Source organism: Streptomyces pseudovenezuelae, from assembly GCF_029892565.1.
GTDB lineage: Bacteria > Actinomycetota > Actinomycetes > Streptomycetales > Streptomycetaceae > Streptomyces > Streptomyces pseudovenezuelae_A.
The window spans coordinates 323,273-337,966 of the sequence record NZ_JARXVH010000009.1; the positions used below are offsets into that span (position 1 = coordinate 323,273).

Genomic DNA, 14,694 nt, shown 5'->3' on the forward strand with positions numbered 1-14,694 from the left:
ATGGGTCAGGCAGCCGTTCCTCGCCGCCACTCGGGCACCTTCGCGAGCGCCCAGAGGTCGTCGAAGTGCTTGTTCCAGATGGTGACGGCCTCTCCCGCGGCAGCGGTCCCCTCCCGGGACCAGACGTTGAGGTCGGTCCGATAGCCCTTCGGATCGTAGAACTCCGGGCCCATGTGGATCAGTCGCGTGCGCGCCGAGAGGTCGTAGAGGCCCTGCAGGACCTGCTCCCGGTTGAAGATGCAGATCTTGTCGCGCGGGATACCGGGGTAGAAGCGGTACTCGCACTCCACAGACACCCGGCTGGTCGCAGTGAGCCGCTCCGCGAGTTCCGAAAGGATGCCGTCGTACTCACGGCAGCGCTGCTCCACCCGCTTGCGGAAGTCGGGATCATCCGTCGGACCACCGTCATCACCGACCCTGGCGGGCACGATCATCGGCTGCCCGAAATCCGGTACCAGCATCCGGATCAACACCCGCCGGGTTGGTCCCGGGTCGTCGAAGAGGCCTTCGAGTTGGTGGTACAGGGTGTGATACAGAGTCTCGCCCGTATAGCCGAGAAAGCTGATCTCCACTCTGCGTGCCTGGAATGCCTCGCTGACGAAGCTGCCCAGTTGGCTGGAGTTCACGAGAGCACGTGTCGGCACCCGGATGGACGAGACCAACTCCTTCACCTGGTCGTACAGCACGTAGCCGACGAGGCTGAGTAACGCCCCGCCCAGATAGGCCTTTCCCTCTAGGGCGTCGCCGACCGGCTTGACGAACTGCGCGGTCAGTCCCGTGACGAAGATCCCGAGCAGCAGAAACCTCGTTACGACGGATTCGAACCGTTCCTGGTAGCGCCTCAGGTGCCGACCTAAGCCGTTCTCGGCCTGCCTGTTCCCCCGCTCGGCCATGCGCACCCCTCCCCCGTCGGCGTGTCCTGGGCACTGTCATGTGCCCACGGACATACCGGCCTGTGGTGGAGTCATGGTCTCCCTATGCCAGGGCGGCAGCAAGATACGGGTTCGCCGCCGGGCGGCGCCGCAGGCCCAGGGACGCGGTGGCCGCGGCGAGGGTCATGGCGTACGAGTCCACAGCGCGCCGGACGTTCGGGGCGTCCAGGCTTGCGCCCGTCACCAGCCGGTCCAGGTCGACATATGCGGACCGTACGATCTCGATCCACCGGTAGACACGCCAATCCTGCCGCCACGCTGTCGTGTGCTCGGGTGGCAGTAGCCGTTCCCACCGGCTGAACATACGATCGCGGATCTCGGGCCGGGTGGGCGTCAGATGCATGTGGCGGACCAGGTCGTAGAGAGGGTCGCCGACTAGCGCCATCTCCCAGTCGATGATGGTCAGCGCTAGGTCGTCATCGCGGCGGACGAGGTTCCACGGGTTGAGGTCTCCGTGCAGCAGCGCCGGCGCCCGGTCACTCACCGTGTGCCGAGCCAGGATCTGCGCCAGCACGCCCGCGTCGGGCAGCCCCAGGAAGCGGGCCAATTGCTGTGACTGCTTGGGCAGTTCCCCGACCATGGCCACCAACTGTTCGCACAGCCACTCGTAGAAGCGTCCCTGACCGGCCAGCGGGTCGACCTGGAGAAAGTCCACCTTCGTCAGAGCACGGAGCTGATCGACGAGCTTGTCCGCCTCGCGTGGCAGCAGTCCGTGCACCGGATGGTTGGGAGGGCGTTCGGTGTCGCTCGGTCCCTCATAGGTGTGGATGGCGAAGGGCTGTCCGTCATGGCTCCAGCCCAGGGCGAGGATCTTCGGCGCGGCCACGCCAACACCCGACTTCTCGATGGTTCGTAGAACGGCGTGCTCGCTCAGGAAGAAGCCGCGTTCGCGTCTGCGGACGTCAGCCACCATGCGCCGCACCACGACGCTGGAGTCAAAGCCCGACACGCCAACCACCGTGTTCAGGTGTGCGGTTCCCTTGAACACCCTGCTGGCCGGCGCCGCGCCCTCTGCCAAAAGGGCGTCCTGCACTGCCTGTTGAGGGAAGTCGTCGCGCTCCGGCACGCGTTCGTCCCGGTCCCAGTCGAACGCCCCGGCGCTGAAGCTGCGGCCGCCGCCGAAGCGAGCGGCCGCCCAGCGGAGGAGGATCTGCTTGATCTGCCGCTCACTGGGGACGTTGCTCAGCCTCAGCGGCTCCGCTGCCGCCTCCAGTGCCCGCCATACCGATTCCGTTGCCGCGTCAAGGTGCTTCTGATCGGCGGAGCCCTCCAGCGAGCGTGCGGCGCGCATCACGTCCGGGTAGACGGACTGCGCCCGCTCAAAGGCGACGTAGTGACGGAGATCCCTGGCCACACCGTTGACGGCAGCGGGGCGGACCTCCCGCATGGCGTCGACCCACGAATCGATGACCTCGTCCCACTGGTGCGCCGGATACTGCATCCGGACCAGGTGTGTGGCCAGGTCGTGCAGGGGGTCACCGTAGGTGGCCAGTTCCCAGTCGACGCAGATCAGCGGGTGATATCCGCCGTACGACATGATGACGTTGTCGCGATGAAGGTCCGCGTGGAGCAGGCTGTAGGGGCGCCGCGCCATGGCCGGTACTCGGTCGGCCAGGCGGAGCAGGGCGTCCTCGGGGATGCCGAGCGCCGCGAACAGGCCTCCGAAGTTGTGCCAGTTGGGGCGCCGGATCTGCTGGTCGGCCAGCTGCGCGAGCGTCTGCAGGAAGCCACGGCTGTCGTTGTGGTTGCTGGGCCAGCTGGCCGGCAGCGCCGGCAGCGCTCCGCTGCGTACCTGCGCCGTCTCCGCCAGGAGGGCCGCCAGCGCCTTAATGAGCAGGGTGTCGACCGGCTTGCCGTTGCCGCAGACGCTCGAAAGAGGTACGCCTTCCACATAGCTGTGGATGGCGAAGCCGTCCCCTTCGAAGAGGCACTCCGGCACGTTGGGCAGGACGCCCTTGATGGCGCGCAAGATCTCCGCCTCGTTCTGCCACGTCCTGATCACCACCGGCAGCGCGTCGGAGCGCCGGACCCGCACGATGACCGACGTACCGGGAGCACGGGCCACCAGATGCGCCATGGGCTGCGTCAGCGGCAGCACGTGGTTCTGATTGTGGAAGCCGTTGCTCGCCTGCCCCAGTTGCTCGGCACGCCCCAGGAACGCCTTGTAGACGGCGTCCGGCCGGACCCGGGCGACATGCCCCACAGCCGGAAAAGGGGAGACAGACGGTGTACCCACTGGCCGCTCCGGGGTATGTGACTCGACGGGTGGAAAGGGTCGGGGCCCTCTAAACGCAGCGTGATGCACAAAAGACCCGGAGTGACAGTGGAAATGGCCACAACGGGTGGTTTGCCACACATCTGTACCCGGACGCTCAGGGCTGGCGTGTTCGCCTAGCCCCTATTACGCACGAACGTGAGTGGTTACTCAGTCGAGGTTCGGGGATCGTAGCGCATGGAACCCCTGCCCCGATCACCACCCCCCTCCTACCGTGGCACACTATGTGACCAGCGAGAACACACTCGGTCACATGCCCGAGGCGCAAGCGGATTGCCCCTACTCGGCAAGCAGGTCCCATACCGAGTCGAACCACGTCTGCATGGTGTCCACGAATACGGATCCGGGTGACTCAGGATCATGGTCCTTCACGTGATGCGTCAGCGTTGCTCCGAGGCCGAGGACGTCGAGGGCCGTGACCACCTCTCCGTCCGGCCCGAGCTGCATCGGACGCTCGATCACTTCGTACATTCCGTGCAGGACTTCAACCCCGTTGAGCAGGTAGAGCTTGAACGTGGGGATCAGCGGCGCGTGGCGAACCTGCACGTCGACGGAGTCCACCAGTCGCTCAGTCTGCAAGTCCTCCAGCAGCCCCTGTAGTGAATCGGTGGCCCGCTGCGTGATGGCCTGCAGCCGCTCTCGTGGGCGGGGGTCGTCCTTGTCACCTTTGACACGCGGATAAGGCAACGGCATCGACTCGTCAGGCAGGAGCATGCGTAGGGCGATGCGCTCCGGTCTGATCACACCGCCATGGATGCGCTCGCCCTGGAGTCGGATGTGCATGTCCAGCGACTCCGACGTCAAAGTCTGTACGTCCAGGGTGACTTCGGGCGCTTCGAAGGCCTCGCTTATGAGGGGCCCCAGCGTCATGCCGCGCCGCGTCCGGGTGGCCCTGGGGGTCGAGGACTGTATGCGCTGGATTCTGATGACGCGTGAGCCGCTGCCCTGCCGGGACTCGATCCATCCCTCGTCCACCAGTTCCCGAATGGCCCGCTGGACGGTGTCCCGGGAGACCCCGAACTCCTCGGCGAGATCACGCTGGGACGGCAGGAAGGAACCCCGCACGTACGTCCCGTCGGTCATCCGGACACGCAACTCGTCCGAGACCCTTTGGAACTCCCTGCCACCGCCCTCGGCGCTCTGTCCGTCCACACTCCGACCGTACCCGCACCCTTCCACCAGCACACCAATTTCAGTCAACTCTCGGCCAACCTGACCGGCCGGTTAAGGGATCAGCCGGGGTGGGCACATCCACTTCAAGTCAACCAGTCCAATTGGACGGGTAGTTGATCGGTTCACCGGAAGTGGAAGGGAGGTGGGGGCATGCTCCTGTTGCAGTCACTTGGAGGGCTCGCCGAGCTCTTCATAGGCATGCTGGCGCAGGCGAGGCTCGGCGTCGTCGGTGTGGTGCTCCTGTTCCTGATCGGCGTAGGCATCCGCGCGCGGCACAACGGGCTGGTCTTCTGGGCCGCCGCGCTCTTCACCCTGCTGATGGTTCAGGCTTGACTCCGCAGCGTGCGCAGCACCGGCAACAGCGAATCCACGATGTTCAGCGCCCCCGCGTCCTTGAGCAGTTGGAACTTGTACTCGTTACGCGCGTAGCCAAGGAACGGCACTCCGGCCCGCTCGGCCGCGTACAGGTCGGTGGGGGCGTCGCCGATCATCAACGCGGCGGAGGGGGCGGCGCCCATGGCGTTCAGGGCGCGGTTGAGGCAGTGCGGGTCCGGCTTGAGGAGGTCGAGTTCGCCTGTGCGGCCGTAGACGTGCGGGGCGAAGCAGCCGGCCAGGCCGCGGTCGGTGAGGTAATTGGACACCGTGCGGGGGGAGTTGTTGGTGGCGACCGCCAGTCTGCTGCCGACGGCGGACCAGGTGCGTATGAGCGGATCCGCGTACGCCGTCGGCATGGCGGAGATCACCGCCTTCAGCTCTTGCTGGGTGAGTCTCTCCTCCAGTTCCGCCACCAGATCGCTGTGCGGGTGGCGTCTGTTGACCGCGTAGAGCACGACCATCGGGTCCGGATGGCCTCGCTCCTCCTCGGTCAGCAGTCCGCGCAGGCCCTGCCCCTCCAGCCAGTCGACGAGTTCCTTCGCCACCTGCTCCGCCTTGTGTCCCGCGAAGAGTTGGCAGATCGGGCCGTCGAAGTCGAACAGGACGAAGCGGGCGTTGGTGATCAGTTCTCGCAGGTTCCCTGTCTCTACCGTCACCAGTTCAGTCTGCGTCGTATCAGGAGTCACTAGGAGAGTGTCAGGTCAGTGGTGATGGTTTCCCAGAGGGCGTCGAACCACTTCTGGGATTCCTCCACAAACGCCGCGTCCCGCTGACCGGCCCGGGTCTCGAAGGAGAAGAGGAGGGACTTGGAGCCGAGGGCGTCATACATCTCCAGTGTCTGGCTCTCGTACTCCTCCTCCCGTGCGGTCAGGACGTAGTACCCGAGCAGGACCTCTTCCTGGTTGAGGATGTACAGCTTGACCGGCGGGGTGAAGGGGAGGGCCCGGAAGGCGACATGGACGTCGATGCCGTGCGTGGAGCGCAGGGCCTGCAAGTTGTGACGGAGAACGTGGATCTGTGCGTTGCGCATCGCCAACCACCGTTGGTGGACCGCGCCTTCCTCGCCCGGCTCCTCCTCCACCAGCCTCGGAAACGCCAGGTCGATGTCGCGCGACGGCAGCAGGATGCGGACGTCGATGGACTCGGGGCGGGCGGTGCCCTCGTGGATCTGGCGGACCGATTCGCCGAGGGCGATCATCAGGGTCTCCGCGGTGTGGCATACGACGTCTATGCGGACGTGGGGCAGGGCGAACGCCTGGGTGAGGCGCGGTGCCAACCCCACCATCGTCGGCTGTGGCTCCCCGCTCGTCGCGGGGGGTTCAGCGATGCGAGGCGGACTGCCCTTGCTGACGTTGCTCAGGAGGCCGTCCTCCTGGAGGGCTCGGAGGGCCTGGCGGACGGTGCCGCGTTCCACACCGAACTCGTCGGCGAGTTCGGCCTGGGTGGGCAGGCGGTCTCCGGCTTTGAGGTCGCCGGTGCGGATGCGGTCCCTGAGGATGTCGGCGATCTCCTGGGGGGAGAGCTTTCTGCTGCCGTTCACTGCCACGTTCTCCTGTGTCACGACCAAACGCTACAACTCGAATCCATCTACGGGGAGTTGTTGGTGACTTGTTTATGAGTAGGTACCAAGTGGGGATAACTTAGGTGGAGTTGGTTGCCAACTTGGTTGAGTTGGCGGAAGTTTTGCTTCCTTTAACCGTCTCACCGTCCACCCCGCCTCATCGCCCCACCGCACCACCCCCCACGCACCGTCCCGCCCGCGAAGCCTGAAGGGGGAACCACCGTGCCTGTCCTCGCTCTCCTCTCCGCCGTCTTCGTCGTCGGCATCGAGCAGACCCTCCAGTGGAAGTACGGCGTCACCGGGATCATCGGGCTGCTCATGCTCACGATAGGCATCAAGGCCAAGAACCCGGCCGTCAGCTCCATCGGCGCCGTAGTCCTCGCCCTGCTGGTCACGGGCCCGGCTCTATGAGCGGAGCACCAACCGTCCGGCCTCTCACCGTGGGAGACGTCAGGTCGTGAGCGTCAGCTCCGAACTGATCGTCTCCCACAGCGCGTTGAACCACAGGTGGGACTGCTCGACGAAGGTGGTGTCGCGCAGGCCGGCACCCTGCGCGAAGGAGAACAGCACGGACTGCGTGCCCTCGGCGTCGTACATCTCCAGGTGCTCCTCGCCGATCTCCTCCTCGCGCCGCGTGAGCGTGTAGTACGCGAAGAGCGCCTCCGTGCCGTTGACCAGATACAGCTTCACCGGCGGGGTGAAGGGCAGGGCGCGGAAGGTGACGTGCACGTCGATGCCGTGCGTGGCGCGTAACGCCAGCAGGTTGTGCTGGAGCACCTGGCCCTGGGCATTGCGCTGGGCCAGCCAACGGCGTTGCAGCCGGTCGTCGGTGGAGTCGTCGTCCACGGGGGTCGGGAACGCCAGGTCGATGTCCCGCGACGGGAGCAGGACGCGCACATCCACCTTGGCCGGATTTAGCTGTCCCGCGTGGATCTGGCGCAGCGGTTCGCCCATCGCCAGGGTCAGCGAAACCGAGGTCAGACACAGGGCGTCTATCTCGACATGAGAGGTCGCGAACGCGGCCGCCACGCGGGGAGCGAGGGCGACGGTGGTGAGCTGCGGGGGCGCTGCGGGGCCGGTCAGGGCGTTGCCGAGTCCCGGGTCGAGGGCCACGGTCGCGGGGCTTCCCTTGGACACGTTGGTCAACAGGTGCTCGGACTGCAGAATCCGCAGCGCCTGGCGCACGGCACCCCGCTCGACGCCGAACTCGTCGGCCAACCTGGCCTGGGTGGGCATCCGTTGGCCCGCACGCAGCGCGCCGCTGGCTATCCGGGCGCGCAGCTCGTCGGCCACGTCGTGATGGGACATCTGTGGCCGCTGTGACCTCGTCCGCCCATTGACGGAGCCGTGTTTCGGGTCCACGACCAAACACTACAACTTCCCGCCATCTTTGGGCAGTTCCCCCGAAGGTGGTTATGAGACGCTTCCAAGCGGAGATAAGTAAAGTGAAGTTGGTCGCCAACTTGAGCAACATGGTCAAACTTCAGGAGGGTTGGCCACCGGGGTCCGCCTCCCCGTCCCGAAGGAGGGACCGTTCATGCCGCTCGCACTCTTCGTCGCCGCCCTCGCCATCGGTTTCGAGCAGCTCGTCCAGTGGCGGTACGGCCCGATGGGCATCATCGCCATCGTCGCGCTGACCGTCGGACTCAAGGCCCGCTCCACCCTGATCAGCGGCATCGGAGCGGTCATCCTCGTGATGCTGCTCGCGCAGTCCGGCTGAGCCGACACAGTCCGGCTGACCGGGCTCCCTTCCGGAGGGGAGCCGGGAGCTTGGTCAGTCTGCACCAACCGCACAGCCACAACTGAACACCGACAACTGAACAGTTCCACCGGCACAGCCACAACTGAACAGGCACAACCGCACAGCCACAACTGAACAGCACAGCTACGGATGAGTACCGCAACAGCCCTGAATCACCGTCGGAAGAAGGGAGACCTCAGAACATGTCCGGGCACCAAGGACGCCTGGACGTACGCAGCAGGGCGTCGGCCGACCGGCCGGCGCCCGCTCGTTCTTCCCGCACCCGGCCCAGCGCGGCAAGCCGCACCGCCGACTCGTCACCGAGCCACAGCGTCGCCAACTCGGCCACGTCGAGGGAGAGTTCGGCGCTCTCGGTGGTCGGCACGCAGGACGAGCCCTGCGGCGACGCCTCCAACCGGTAGCGCCCGCCCGTAAGGCCGGCCCGGTCGGCCACCTCAAGGACCAGGGACCCCGTCCCCTCGTACGTACGCGCCTCCAGCGCCCGTACGACATCCAGGATCCGTACCCAGAACCAGTCCGACTGCGTGGTGATGCGGGCGGCGCGCGGGTCGGGCAGGAGGAGGGGGAGCAGGTCGTCGGGGGCGCGGGGGCCGGACTTCACCTGGGTCACCCAGTCGATCGAGCAGAGGTAGTGCCACAGGGCCCGCTCGGCGGCCGGCGTCGCCGCGCTCAGCCAGCGCACGGTCGCCGTGTCCAACGGCTGCTTGGCGTCACCCCAGTTGTCGTCCACCTCGTAGGCCGCGAGGCCCTCGACCGTGCCGTCCGGCGCGCGGTACGCGACGAAGAACGGGACCGTCCACTTCGGTTCGACGCGTACGGCGCCCGTCCTGAGCTGCCACCACCAGTCGTCCCGGCTGACGGCACCCGGCAGCCCGCGACGCACCCGCTCATGCAGCTCCGGGCCGATCTTGCGTACCTCCTCGGGCTCCAAGAGGTCGATGCGTCCGCCGTCCGCCGGGCCGGACCAACGCCGGTCGAGCCCGGTGCGCGGCACGTCGACGACCCACTCGGCCGTCGAGGCGGCGGGCCCGAAGCCGTAGCGCCCGTAGATCGGGTACTCGGCGGCGATCAACGTAGCCACCACATCGCCCCGCTCCTTCGCGGCCGCGAGATCCTGGTTCATCATGCGCGTGAGCAGTCCGCGCCGGCGATGAGTGGCCGTGACGGTGACACCCGTGACGGCGTCGGCGGCCACCGGGGCACCCCCGACCGCCGTGACCTCCTGCGCGAACGACCGGAACGTCGCCACACACCGATCCCCGTCGAACGCCGCCAGATACCGCCCCGCCTCGAACTGCGTACGCCGAGCCGCCAACTCGGCCTCCCCCACCACCGGTTCCCGAAGGAACCCGGTGTTCACCGCACGCAGCCAGTCGGGAAACTCGGCCTCGGTGATCGGACGGACGTCGATATTCGCGGGTCGGCTCATGAGATCACCGTAGATCTACGGCGGTGAGGTCGTCGCGCGGATTTTCGAGACGCACCCTGGACACAGGGGCCTCCCCCTGGGAACCCGCCCGGACACCGGGCCCCCTCCTCAGAACCCCGCCCGAATCTCCCCCACCTCTCGCCCACCGCCCGACAACGGCACCCGCCCGATCCGCTCCACCACCGGCGACTCGACCCCCAGCAGGGTCAGCGCCCGGGCCAGTACCGGCCGCAGTGCCCGTACCGCCCCGTCCTCGACCTTGAAGGCGAGGGCGCGGCCGTCCGGGAGGGCGACCGCCTGGACGCCGTCCGCGCCCATCTTCGAGAGGACGCCCGGGACCTCGCGCATGAGCCAGGTGTCGTGGCGGTGGGTGCCGGCGACGTATTCGGGGTGGGCGCGCATGGCGTCGGCCACCCGGCGTTCGGGGGTGTCGGGGGCGGACAGGACGAAGGTGCGGTAGGCGCGGGCCAGGCCGGTCAGGGTGATCGCCATCAGGGGCGCCCCGCAGCCGTCCGTGCCCGTCGCCGCGACCCGCTCGCCCGACGCTTCCTCCACAACCCTGTGGATGAGTTGCTGGAGCGGGTGGGCCGGGTCCAGGTAGGTCTCCAAGGGCCAGCCGCGCAGGGCGGACGCGGCGAGCATCGCGGTGTGCTTGCCGGAGCAGTTCATGGTGACGCGGTCGCGTACGGCGCCGGCGGCGAGGTAGGTCTCGCGCTCCGCCTCGTCCAGCGGGAGGTCGGGCGGGCACTGGAGTTGGCCCGCGTCCAGTCCGTGCTCGTCGAGCATCTTCTGGACGAGGTCACGGTGGAAGGGTTCGCCCGAGTGGCTGGCGGCGGCCAGTGCGAGCCGTTCGCCGCTCAGGTCGAGGCCTGCCCGCAGTACTCCGGCCGCCTGCATCGGCTTGTTGGAGGAGCGCGGGAAGACCGGCTCCGTCACCTCGCCCAGCGCCAGTTCCACCGCCCCGTCCGCGTCCAGGAGGACCAGGCTGCCCCGGTGCCTGCTCTCGACGAACCCGGAGCGGACGACCTCGGCGAGGACCGGAGGTATGCCGGAGGGGGAGGGAGAAGGGGAGACGGATGCGGGGACGGACATCGGCGGTGGCCTTCCGGAGAGGGTCCCGGGTGAGCCCTGACACACCCGGATGGAGCGGACCCGCCCGGAGGCCCGGCGCACCCGGGATCGCCGGGGCCCCGCCTCACATCAGCAGGTCGTCGACTTGCGCTTCCCCTTCACGGTACCTGCGGGCGATCTCCCCGCTGCAGCCGTCCGCCGTGCGCTGCAGCCGCTGCCGGCGCCGGGAGACCTGCTGCTCGTAGCGCACGAGGCGGCCCATCGCCGTGTTCAGTTCCAGGTCCGTACGGGCGTCCAGGTCCGACAGCTCGACCTCCGCGAGCATGTCCGCGGCCAGCAGCCGGTACTCCTCGCCGTGCGGCGTACCCAGCGTCACGTGGCGGGCCGAGGAGCGGTGCCGGGCCGGGGCGTCGGTCAGGATCTCACCGAGCCGCTCGACCACGACCATGGAGGCGGCGCCCGCCGGGGAGCGCCGGGCCAGTTCCGCGCGGAGGATGTCGATACGGCCCTGGAGCAGCCGCCGTACATAGCTGAGGTCGGCCTCGTCGCGCTGCGCGTCGCGGCGCAGCGTGCGCAGCTCGGGCAGGCTCAGCACGGTCAGGTCGGGTTCGGGCGGATCGGCGGGCAGACCGGTGCTGTCGATGCGCTGTCCTGGGCTGTCGGTGCGCTGCGTGGGCGGCCGTAGCGGTGTGCGGTGCTCGTCACGGATCAACGAGACCGCCCCGGGTGGCTGCCCGGTACTCGGTGTGCTCATGTGCCTCTACCGTCCCCTCGACCGGATGTGGAAGCATCGTGCCACCCCAAGTGGCCGCTATGTGACCGAGTGCCCCCGATCGGCCCCAGATGGGGGGTTAAGGAGCAAAAAGAAGCCGGCTTCGAATGGTTCCGGCGGGCACGGCATCATGGTCGGCATGCGAGCAGTGGTGCAGAGGGTCGACGGCGCGAGTGTTGTCGTAGAAGGCGAGACGGTCGGGGCGATCGAGGGCGAGGGCCTGTGCGTCCTGGTCGGCGTCACGCACGAGGACACCAAGGAGAAGGCGGCCCAACTCGCCCGCAAACTCTGGTCCGTTCGCATGCTGCACGACGAGAGGTCGTGCAGCGACATCGACGCCCCGCTCCTGGTCATCAGCCAGTTCACCCTGTACGGCGACGCCCGCAAGGGCCGCCGCCCCACCTGGAACGCGGCCGCCCCCGGCGACATCGCCGAACCCCTGGTCGACGAGGTCGTCGCCCAACTCCGCGCCCTGGGCGCGACGGTGGCGACGGGCCGCTTCGGCGCGCAGATGCGGGTCTCACTGACGAACGACGGCCCGTTCACGGTCCTGCTGGAGATGTGAGCGTCGCCCCGCCCCTGAAAACCTACGGCTCTACGACGACTTCCTGGGCCGCGGCCGTGGCGTCGGCGAGCAGCCGCGCGTCCAGGGGCACGTTCCGCTTCACCAACGCGAGGGCGATCGGGCCCAGTTCGTGGTGCCGTACGGCCGTCGTGATGAAGCCGATCTTGCGGCCGTCGGGCCCCTCGTCGGCGACCCGGAGTTCCGTGCCCGCGGCGGGCAGATGGACCTCGCTGCCATCGAGGTGGAGGAAGACCAGCCGGCGCGGGGGCTTGCCCAGGTTCTCGACGCGGGCGACGGTCTCCTGGCCGCGGTAGCAGCCCTTCTGCAGATGGACCGCCGAGCCGATCCAGCCCAGCTCGTGCGGGATGGTGCGGTGGTCGGTCTCGAAGCCGAGGCGGGGCTGGTGGTGCTCGACGCGCAGGGCCTCGTAGGCGAGGATCCCGGCCGGGGGGCCGGCCTTCGCGGCGAAGGACTCCAGCTCGGTGCTCGGCACGAAGAGATCACGGCCGTAGGGCGTCTCGCGTACGACGACGCCTTCGGGCACCTCGGCGATGGACCCGGCGGGCAGGTACACCACCGCGAACTCGTCGCTCCGGTCGGCGACTTCGACCCGGTAGAAGAACTTCATCGACTCCAGGTAGGCGATCAGCGCCTCCTGGGTGCCGGGCTCCACGTGCATCCAGACCGTCGTGCCGTCGTCGACCAGATACAGGGCGTGCTCGATGTGGCCGTGCGCGGAGAGGATCAGCGCCTCGGTGGCGAGGCCGGCCGGCAGGTCGCTGACGTGCTGGGTGAGCAGCAGGTGCAGCCAGCTCAGCCGGTCCGCACCGGTGACGGCGACGACACCCCGATGGGAGAGGTCGACGAATCCGGTGCCGTCGGCGAGGGCACGCTGCTCGCGGAACAGGTCGCCGTAGTGGGCGGCGACGCTTTCGTCCACGCCCTCGGCGGGAACCGCGCCGGGCAGGGACAGCAGAGGGCTCTTCATGCGCACAAGCCTACGACTCGGTAGTTGAACTCTTGAGCGAGCAGTCCCGGCAGCGACCGAAGATGGCGAAGTGCTTCATGTCGGTCTCGAAGCCGAAGGTCTCGCGGAGCTTGGCCGTGAACTCGCCGGCCACCGCCACGTCCGTCTCGATGACGTTGTCGCAGTCCCGGCAGACCAGGTGGATGTGATGGTGTCGGTCCGCGAGGTGGTACGTCGGCGCCCCGTGCCCGAGATGCGCGTGGCTGACCAGCTGGAGCTCCTCCAGGAGCTCCAGGGTCCGGTACACGGTGGAGATGTTGACCCCCGACGCGGTCTTCCGTACTTCGCCGAGGATGTCGTCGGGGGTCGCGTGCTCCAGGGTGTCCACGGCTTCGAGCACGAGTTGCCGCTGCGGCGTCAGCCGGTAGCCGCGCTGCCTGAGGTCACTCTTCCAGTCGGTGCTCACCACACTGGAAGTGTAGGACTACGTCAGCCACCCGGGCAGGCGTCCCGGGTTTGCAGCTCGGTCCGTCGACGGCTTCGACGACCCGGCCGCGTCCAGCCTCACACCACGAGTGCGAGAGCAGGGGCCGCTGACCTGGCCCGCGGACCCACACTCACCAGCCGCGTGCGGCGATGTTGTGGGACGCATTCAGATCCGCGTGCTCAGCGAAGCCGCAGTATCCGCAGACGAACACGGCCTGTGACGGCCGGTTACGCCTGTCGACGTGATGACACCGGGAGCATTCCCGGCTGGTGTGGGCCGGATCGACTTGGACGACCGGCACCCCGACCCGCTTGGCCTTGTAGGCGATGAACTGGCCGAGCCGATGAAAAGCCCAGGAGTGCAACCTGACGCGCTGGGGCTTCTTGAGCCGTACCCGCTCGCGGATGCCGCCCAGATCTTCCAGAGCGATCCCACGACCAGTGCGTTGAGCCTCCGCCAGGATGCACTTACTGATCTTGTGGTTGATGTCGCGAGCCCGGCGCGCTTCCCGCCCCGCATGTCGTTTCGCCCGCCGCTTGGCAGACTTGGTGCCCTTCCGCTGCAGCTTGCCGCGGAGTTTCCGGTCCTGTTCGCGGCACCGATTCAAGCGGCGTCCACGGTGTCGTTTCCCGGTGGAGGTCGTGGCGATGTTCACGATCCCCAGGTCCACGCCGATGAGCCCGGCAGGACTCTTGTTCTCGTCGACTTCGGGGATCTCGCAGGTCGCTGTCAGGTACCACTGACCGTTTCGGTACAGCAGATCCGACTCGCCGCGTCGGTAGCGGGCCAGCAACTCCACCTGCTTCGGATGCCCCGCAAAAGCGATGCCCTTCAACCGCCCACCGACAGTCCAGGTCGACACCGTGGCGGCGCTCACCTGCCAGGACAGACAGCGGTCGTCGAACGGCTGGGCCGCCCCCGAGCCGAACGTGATCGGCTTCGAGGTGGACCGGGCACATCGTTCAGAACCGGGCGCACCCAGATTCCCCGCCCACACCTTTGCCTTCAGGGCGGCGTAGGCGTCGGCGACCTTCCGCACCACATGGAGCGCGGGCTGCGCCGACAGCCCCCGCGCCCGGAGATCCGCGTAGGCGCTGGCCTGCAGGCCCGCCCGGGAGGTCACCTGCTGAGTGAACGCTTCGGAGGACAGCCAGTTGGCCGCCTCGTTGCAGGCACGCAGGGTTGCCTCAAGCGCCGACGCCTGCTCGGGCGTCGGCAGGAGCTTGACCCGCACCGCCAACTTCATGATGCAGAACGCTAGGCGGCAGCCCGAGCCGCGTCCCGCCGATCCACATCCGTCACTCGAACAGGTGACCAAGGGCGGG

The 14,694-nt window shown here is 67.9% G+C and carries 16 protein-coding genes; 4 read left to right on the forward strand and 12 right to left on the reverse strand.

Going from position 1 to position 14,694, the window contains the following annotated elements; all coding sequences use genetic code 11:
- Window positions 1–5 precede the first annotated feature (5 nt).
- The 3 genes from M2283_RS29075 to M2283_RS29085 all read right to left on the reverse strand — a co-directional run bounded on the left by M2283_RS29075 (window position 6) and on the right by M2283_RS29085 (window position 4,359).
- The gene (locus tag M2283_RS29075) at window positions 6–893 is read right to left on the reverse strand and encodes a hypothetical protein (protein ID WP_280879375.1); all 888 of its coding nucleotides are present in this window, start codon (window positions 891–893) and stop codon (window positions 6–8) included.
- A gap of 82 nt (window positions 894–975) precedes the next feature.
- Window positions 976–3,168: a phosphotransferase gene (locus M2283_RS29080; protein WP_432423137.1), complete on the reverse strand. Its 2,193-nt coding sequence runs from the start codon at window positions 3,166–3,168 to the stop codon at window positions 976–978.
- Window positions 3,169–3,486: 318 nt separating this feature from the next.
- Window positions 3,487–4,359: a winged helix-turn-helix domain-containing protein gene (locus M2283_RS29085; RefSeq protein WP_280879376.1), complete on the reverse strand. Its 873-nt coding sequence runs from the start codon at window positions 4,357–4,359 to the stop codon at window positions 3,487–3,489.
- A gap of 171 nt (window positions 4,360–4,530) precedes the next feature.
- Between M2283_RS29085 and M2283_RS29090 the strand changes: the two genes are divergently transcribed.
- Complete coding sequence (locus M2283_RS29090; RefSeq protein WP_280879377.1) at window positions 4,531–4,713, forward strand: hypothetical protein; 183 nt, start codon at window positions 4,531–4,533, stop codon at window positions 4,711–4,713.
- Here the strand turns inward: M2283_RS29090 and M2283_RS29095 are convergent.
- Both M2283_RS29095 and M2283_RS29100 read right to left on the reverse strand, forming a co-directional pair.
- Window positions 4,704–5,411 (reverse strand): HAD family hydrolase, encoded by a 708-nt coding sequence (locus tag M2283_RS29095; protein WP_280879378.1) that lies wholly within the window; start codon window positions 5,409–5,411, stop codon window positions 4,704–4,706. The genes M2283_RS29090 and M2283_RS29095 overlap by 10 nt on opposite strands.
- A gap of 29 nt (window positions 5,412–5,440) precedes the next feature.
- A complete protein-coding gene (locus M2283_RS29100; RefSeq protein ID WP_280879379.1) occupies window positions 5,441–6,322 on the reverse strand; it encodes a winged helix-turn-helix domain-containing protein in 882 nt (293 codons plus the stop codon).
- Between the two features lie 216 nt (window positions 6,323–6,538).
- Here M2283_RS29100 and M2283_RS29105 point away from each other — a divergent pair, with 216 nt between their 5' ends.
- Window positions 6,539–6,727 (forward strand): hypothetical protein, encoded by a 189-nt coding sequence (locus M2283_RS29105; RefSeq protein ID WP_280879380.1) that lies wholly within the window; start codon window positions 6,539–6,541, stop codon window positions 6,725–6,727.
- A gap of 39 nt (window positions 6,728–6,766) precedes the next feature.
- Here the strand turns inward: M2283_RS29105 and M2283_RS29110 are convergent, their stop codons facing one another.
- Window positions 6,767–7,624, reverse strand: coding sequence for a winged helix-turn-helix domain-containing protein (locus M2283_RS29110; protein ID WP_280879381.1), 858 nt, complete (start codon window positions 7,622–7,624; stop codon window positions 6,767–6,769).
- 229 nt (window positions 7,625–7,853) lie between these two features.
- On the opposite strand from M2283_RS29110, the gene M2283_RS29115 reads away from it, so the two are divergent.
- The gene (locus M2283_RS29115; RefSeq protein WP_280879382.1) at window positions 7,854–8,036 is read left to right on the forward strand and encodes a hypothetical protein; all 183 of its coding nucleotides are present in this window, start codon (window positions 7,854–7,856) and stop codon (window positions 8,034–8,036) included.
- A gap of 217 nt (window positions 8,037–8,253) precedes the next feature.
- On the opposite strand, the gene M2283_RS29120 is transcribed toward M2283_RS29115, so the two are convergent.
- From M2283_RS29120 to M2283_RS29130, 3 genes are all read right to left on the reverse strand, one after another.
- Window positions 8,254–9,507 carry a GNAT family N-acetyltransferase gene (locus M2283_RS29120; protein ID WP_280879383.1) on the reverse strand — a complete coding sequence of 418 codons (1,254 nt, stop codon included), beginning with the start codon at window positions 9,505–9,507 and terminating at the stop codon, window positions 8,254–8,256.
- Between the two features lie 108 nt (window positions 9,508–9,615).
- A complete protein-coding gene (locus M2283_RS29125; protein WP_280879384.1) occupies window positions 9,616–10,599 on the reverse strand; it encodes an asparaginase in 984 nt (327 codons plus the stop codon).
- Between the two features lie 103 nt (window positions 10,600–10,702).
- Window positions 10,703–11,332 (reverse strand): aerial mycelium formation protein, encoded by a 630-nt coding sequence (locus M2283_RS29130; protein WP_280879385.1) that lies wholly within the window; start codon window positions 11,330–11,332, stop codon window positions 10,703–10,705.
- 157 nt (window positions 11,333–11,489) lie between these two features.
- On the opposite strand from M2283_RS29130, the gene dtd reads away from it, so the two are divergent.
- The gene (gene dtd / locus M2283_RS29135; protein WP_280879386.1) at window positions 11,490–11,915 is read left to right on the forward strand and encodes a D-aminoacyl-tRNA deacylase; all 426 of its coding nucleotides are present in this window, start codon (window positions 11,490–11,492) and stop codon (window positions 11,913–11,915) included.
- 22 nt (window positions 11,916–11,937) lie between these two features.
- On the opposite strand, the gene M2283_RS29140 is transcribed toward dtd, so the two are convergent.
- The 3 genes from M2283_RS29140 to M2283_RS29150 form a co-directional block, all read right to left on the reverse strand.
- Window positions 11,938–12,903: a YgfZ/GcvT domain-containing protein gene (locus M2283_RS29140; protein WP_280879387.1), complete on the reverse strand. Its 966-nt coding sequence runs from the start codon at window positions 12,901–12,903 to the stop codon at window positions 11,938–11,940.
- A 10-nt stretch (window positions 12,904–12,913) separates the two neighbouring features.
- Complete coding sequence (locus M2283_RS29145) at window positions 12,914–13,351, reverse strand: Fur family transcriptional regulator (RefSeq protein WP_280879388.1); 438 nt, start codon at window positions 13,349–13,351, stop codon at window positions 12,914–12,916.
- A gap of 148 nt (window positions 13,352–13,499) precedes the next feature.
- Window positions 13,500–14,615 (reverse strand): RNA-guided endonuclease InsQ/TnpB family protein, encoded by a 1,116-nt coding sequence (locus M2283_RS29150; protein WP_280879389.1) that lies wholly within the window; start codon window positions 14,613–14,615, stop codon window positions 13,500–13,502.
- Window positions 14,616–14,694: the final 79 nt, after the last annotated feature.

Coding starts and splice junctions, on each gene's coding strand:
- M2283_RS29075 (WP_280879375.1), bottom strand. CDS start 893: ATGGCCGAGCGGGGGAACAGGCAGGCCGAGAACGGCTTAGGTCGGCAC.
- M2283_RS29090 (WP_280879377.1), top strand. CDS start 4,531: ATGCTCCTGTTGCAGTCACTTGGAGGGCTCGCCGAGCTCTTCATAGGC.
- M2283_RS29110 (WP_280879381.1), bottom strand. CDS start 7,624: ATGTCCCATCACGACGTGGCCGACGAGCTGCGCGCCCGGATAGCCAGC.
- M2283_RS29115 (WP_280879382.1), top strand. CDS start 7,854: ATGCCGCTCGCACTCTTCGTCGCCGCCCTCGCCATCGGTTTCGAGCAG.
- M2283_RS29120 (WP_280879383.1), bottom strand. CDS start 9,507: ATGAGCCGACCCGCGAATATCGACGTCCGTCCGATCACCGAGGCCGAG.
- M2283_RS29125 (WP_280879384.1), bottom strand. CDS start 10,599: ATGTCCGTCCCCGCATCCGTCTCCCCTTCTCCCTCCCCCTCCGGCATA.
- M2283_RS29130 (WP_280879385.1), bottom strand. CDS start 11,332: ATGAGCACACCGAGTACCGGGCAGCCACCCGGGGCGGTCTCGTTGATC.
- dtd (WP_280879386.1), top strand. CDS start 11,490: ATGCGAGCAGTGGTGCAGAGGGTCGACGGCGCGAGTGTTGTCGTAGAA.
- M2283_RS29140 (WP_280879387.1), bottom strand. CDS start 12,903: ATGAAGAGCCCTCTGCTGTCCCTGCCCGGCGCGGTTCCCGCCGAGGGC.
- M2283_RS29150 (WP_280879389.1), bottom strand. CDS start 14,615: ATGAAGTTGGCGGTGCGGGTCAAGCTCCTGCCGACGCCCGAGCAGGCG.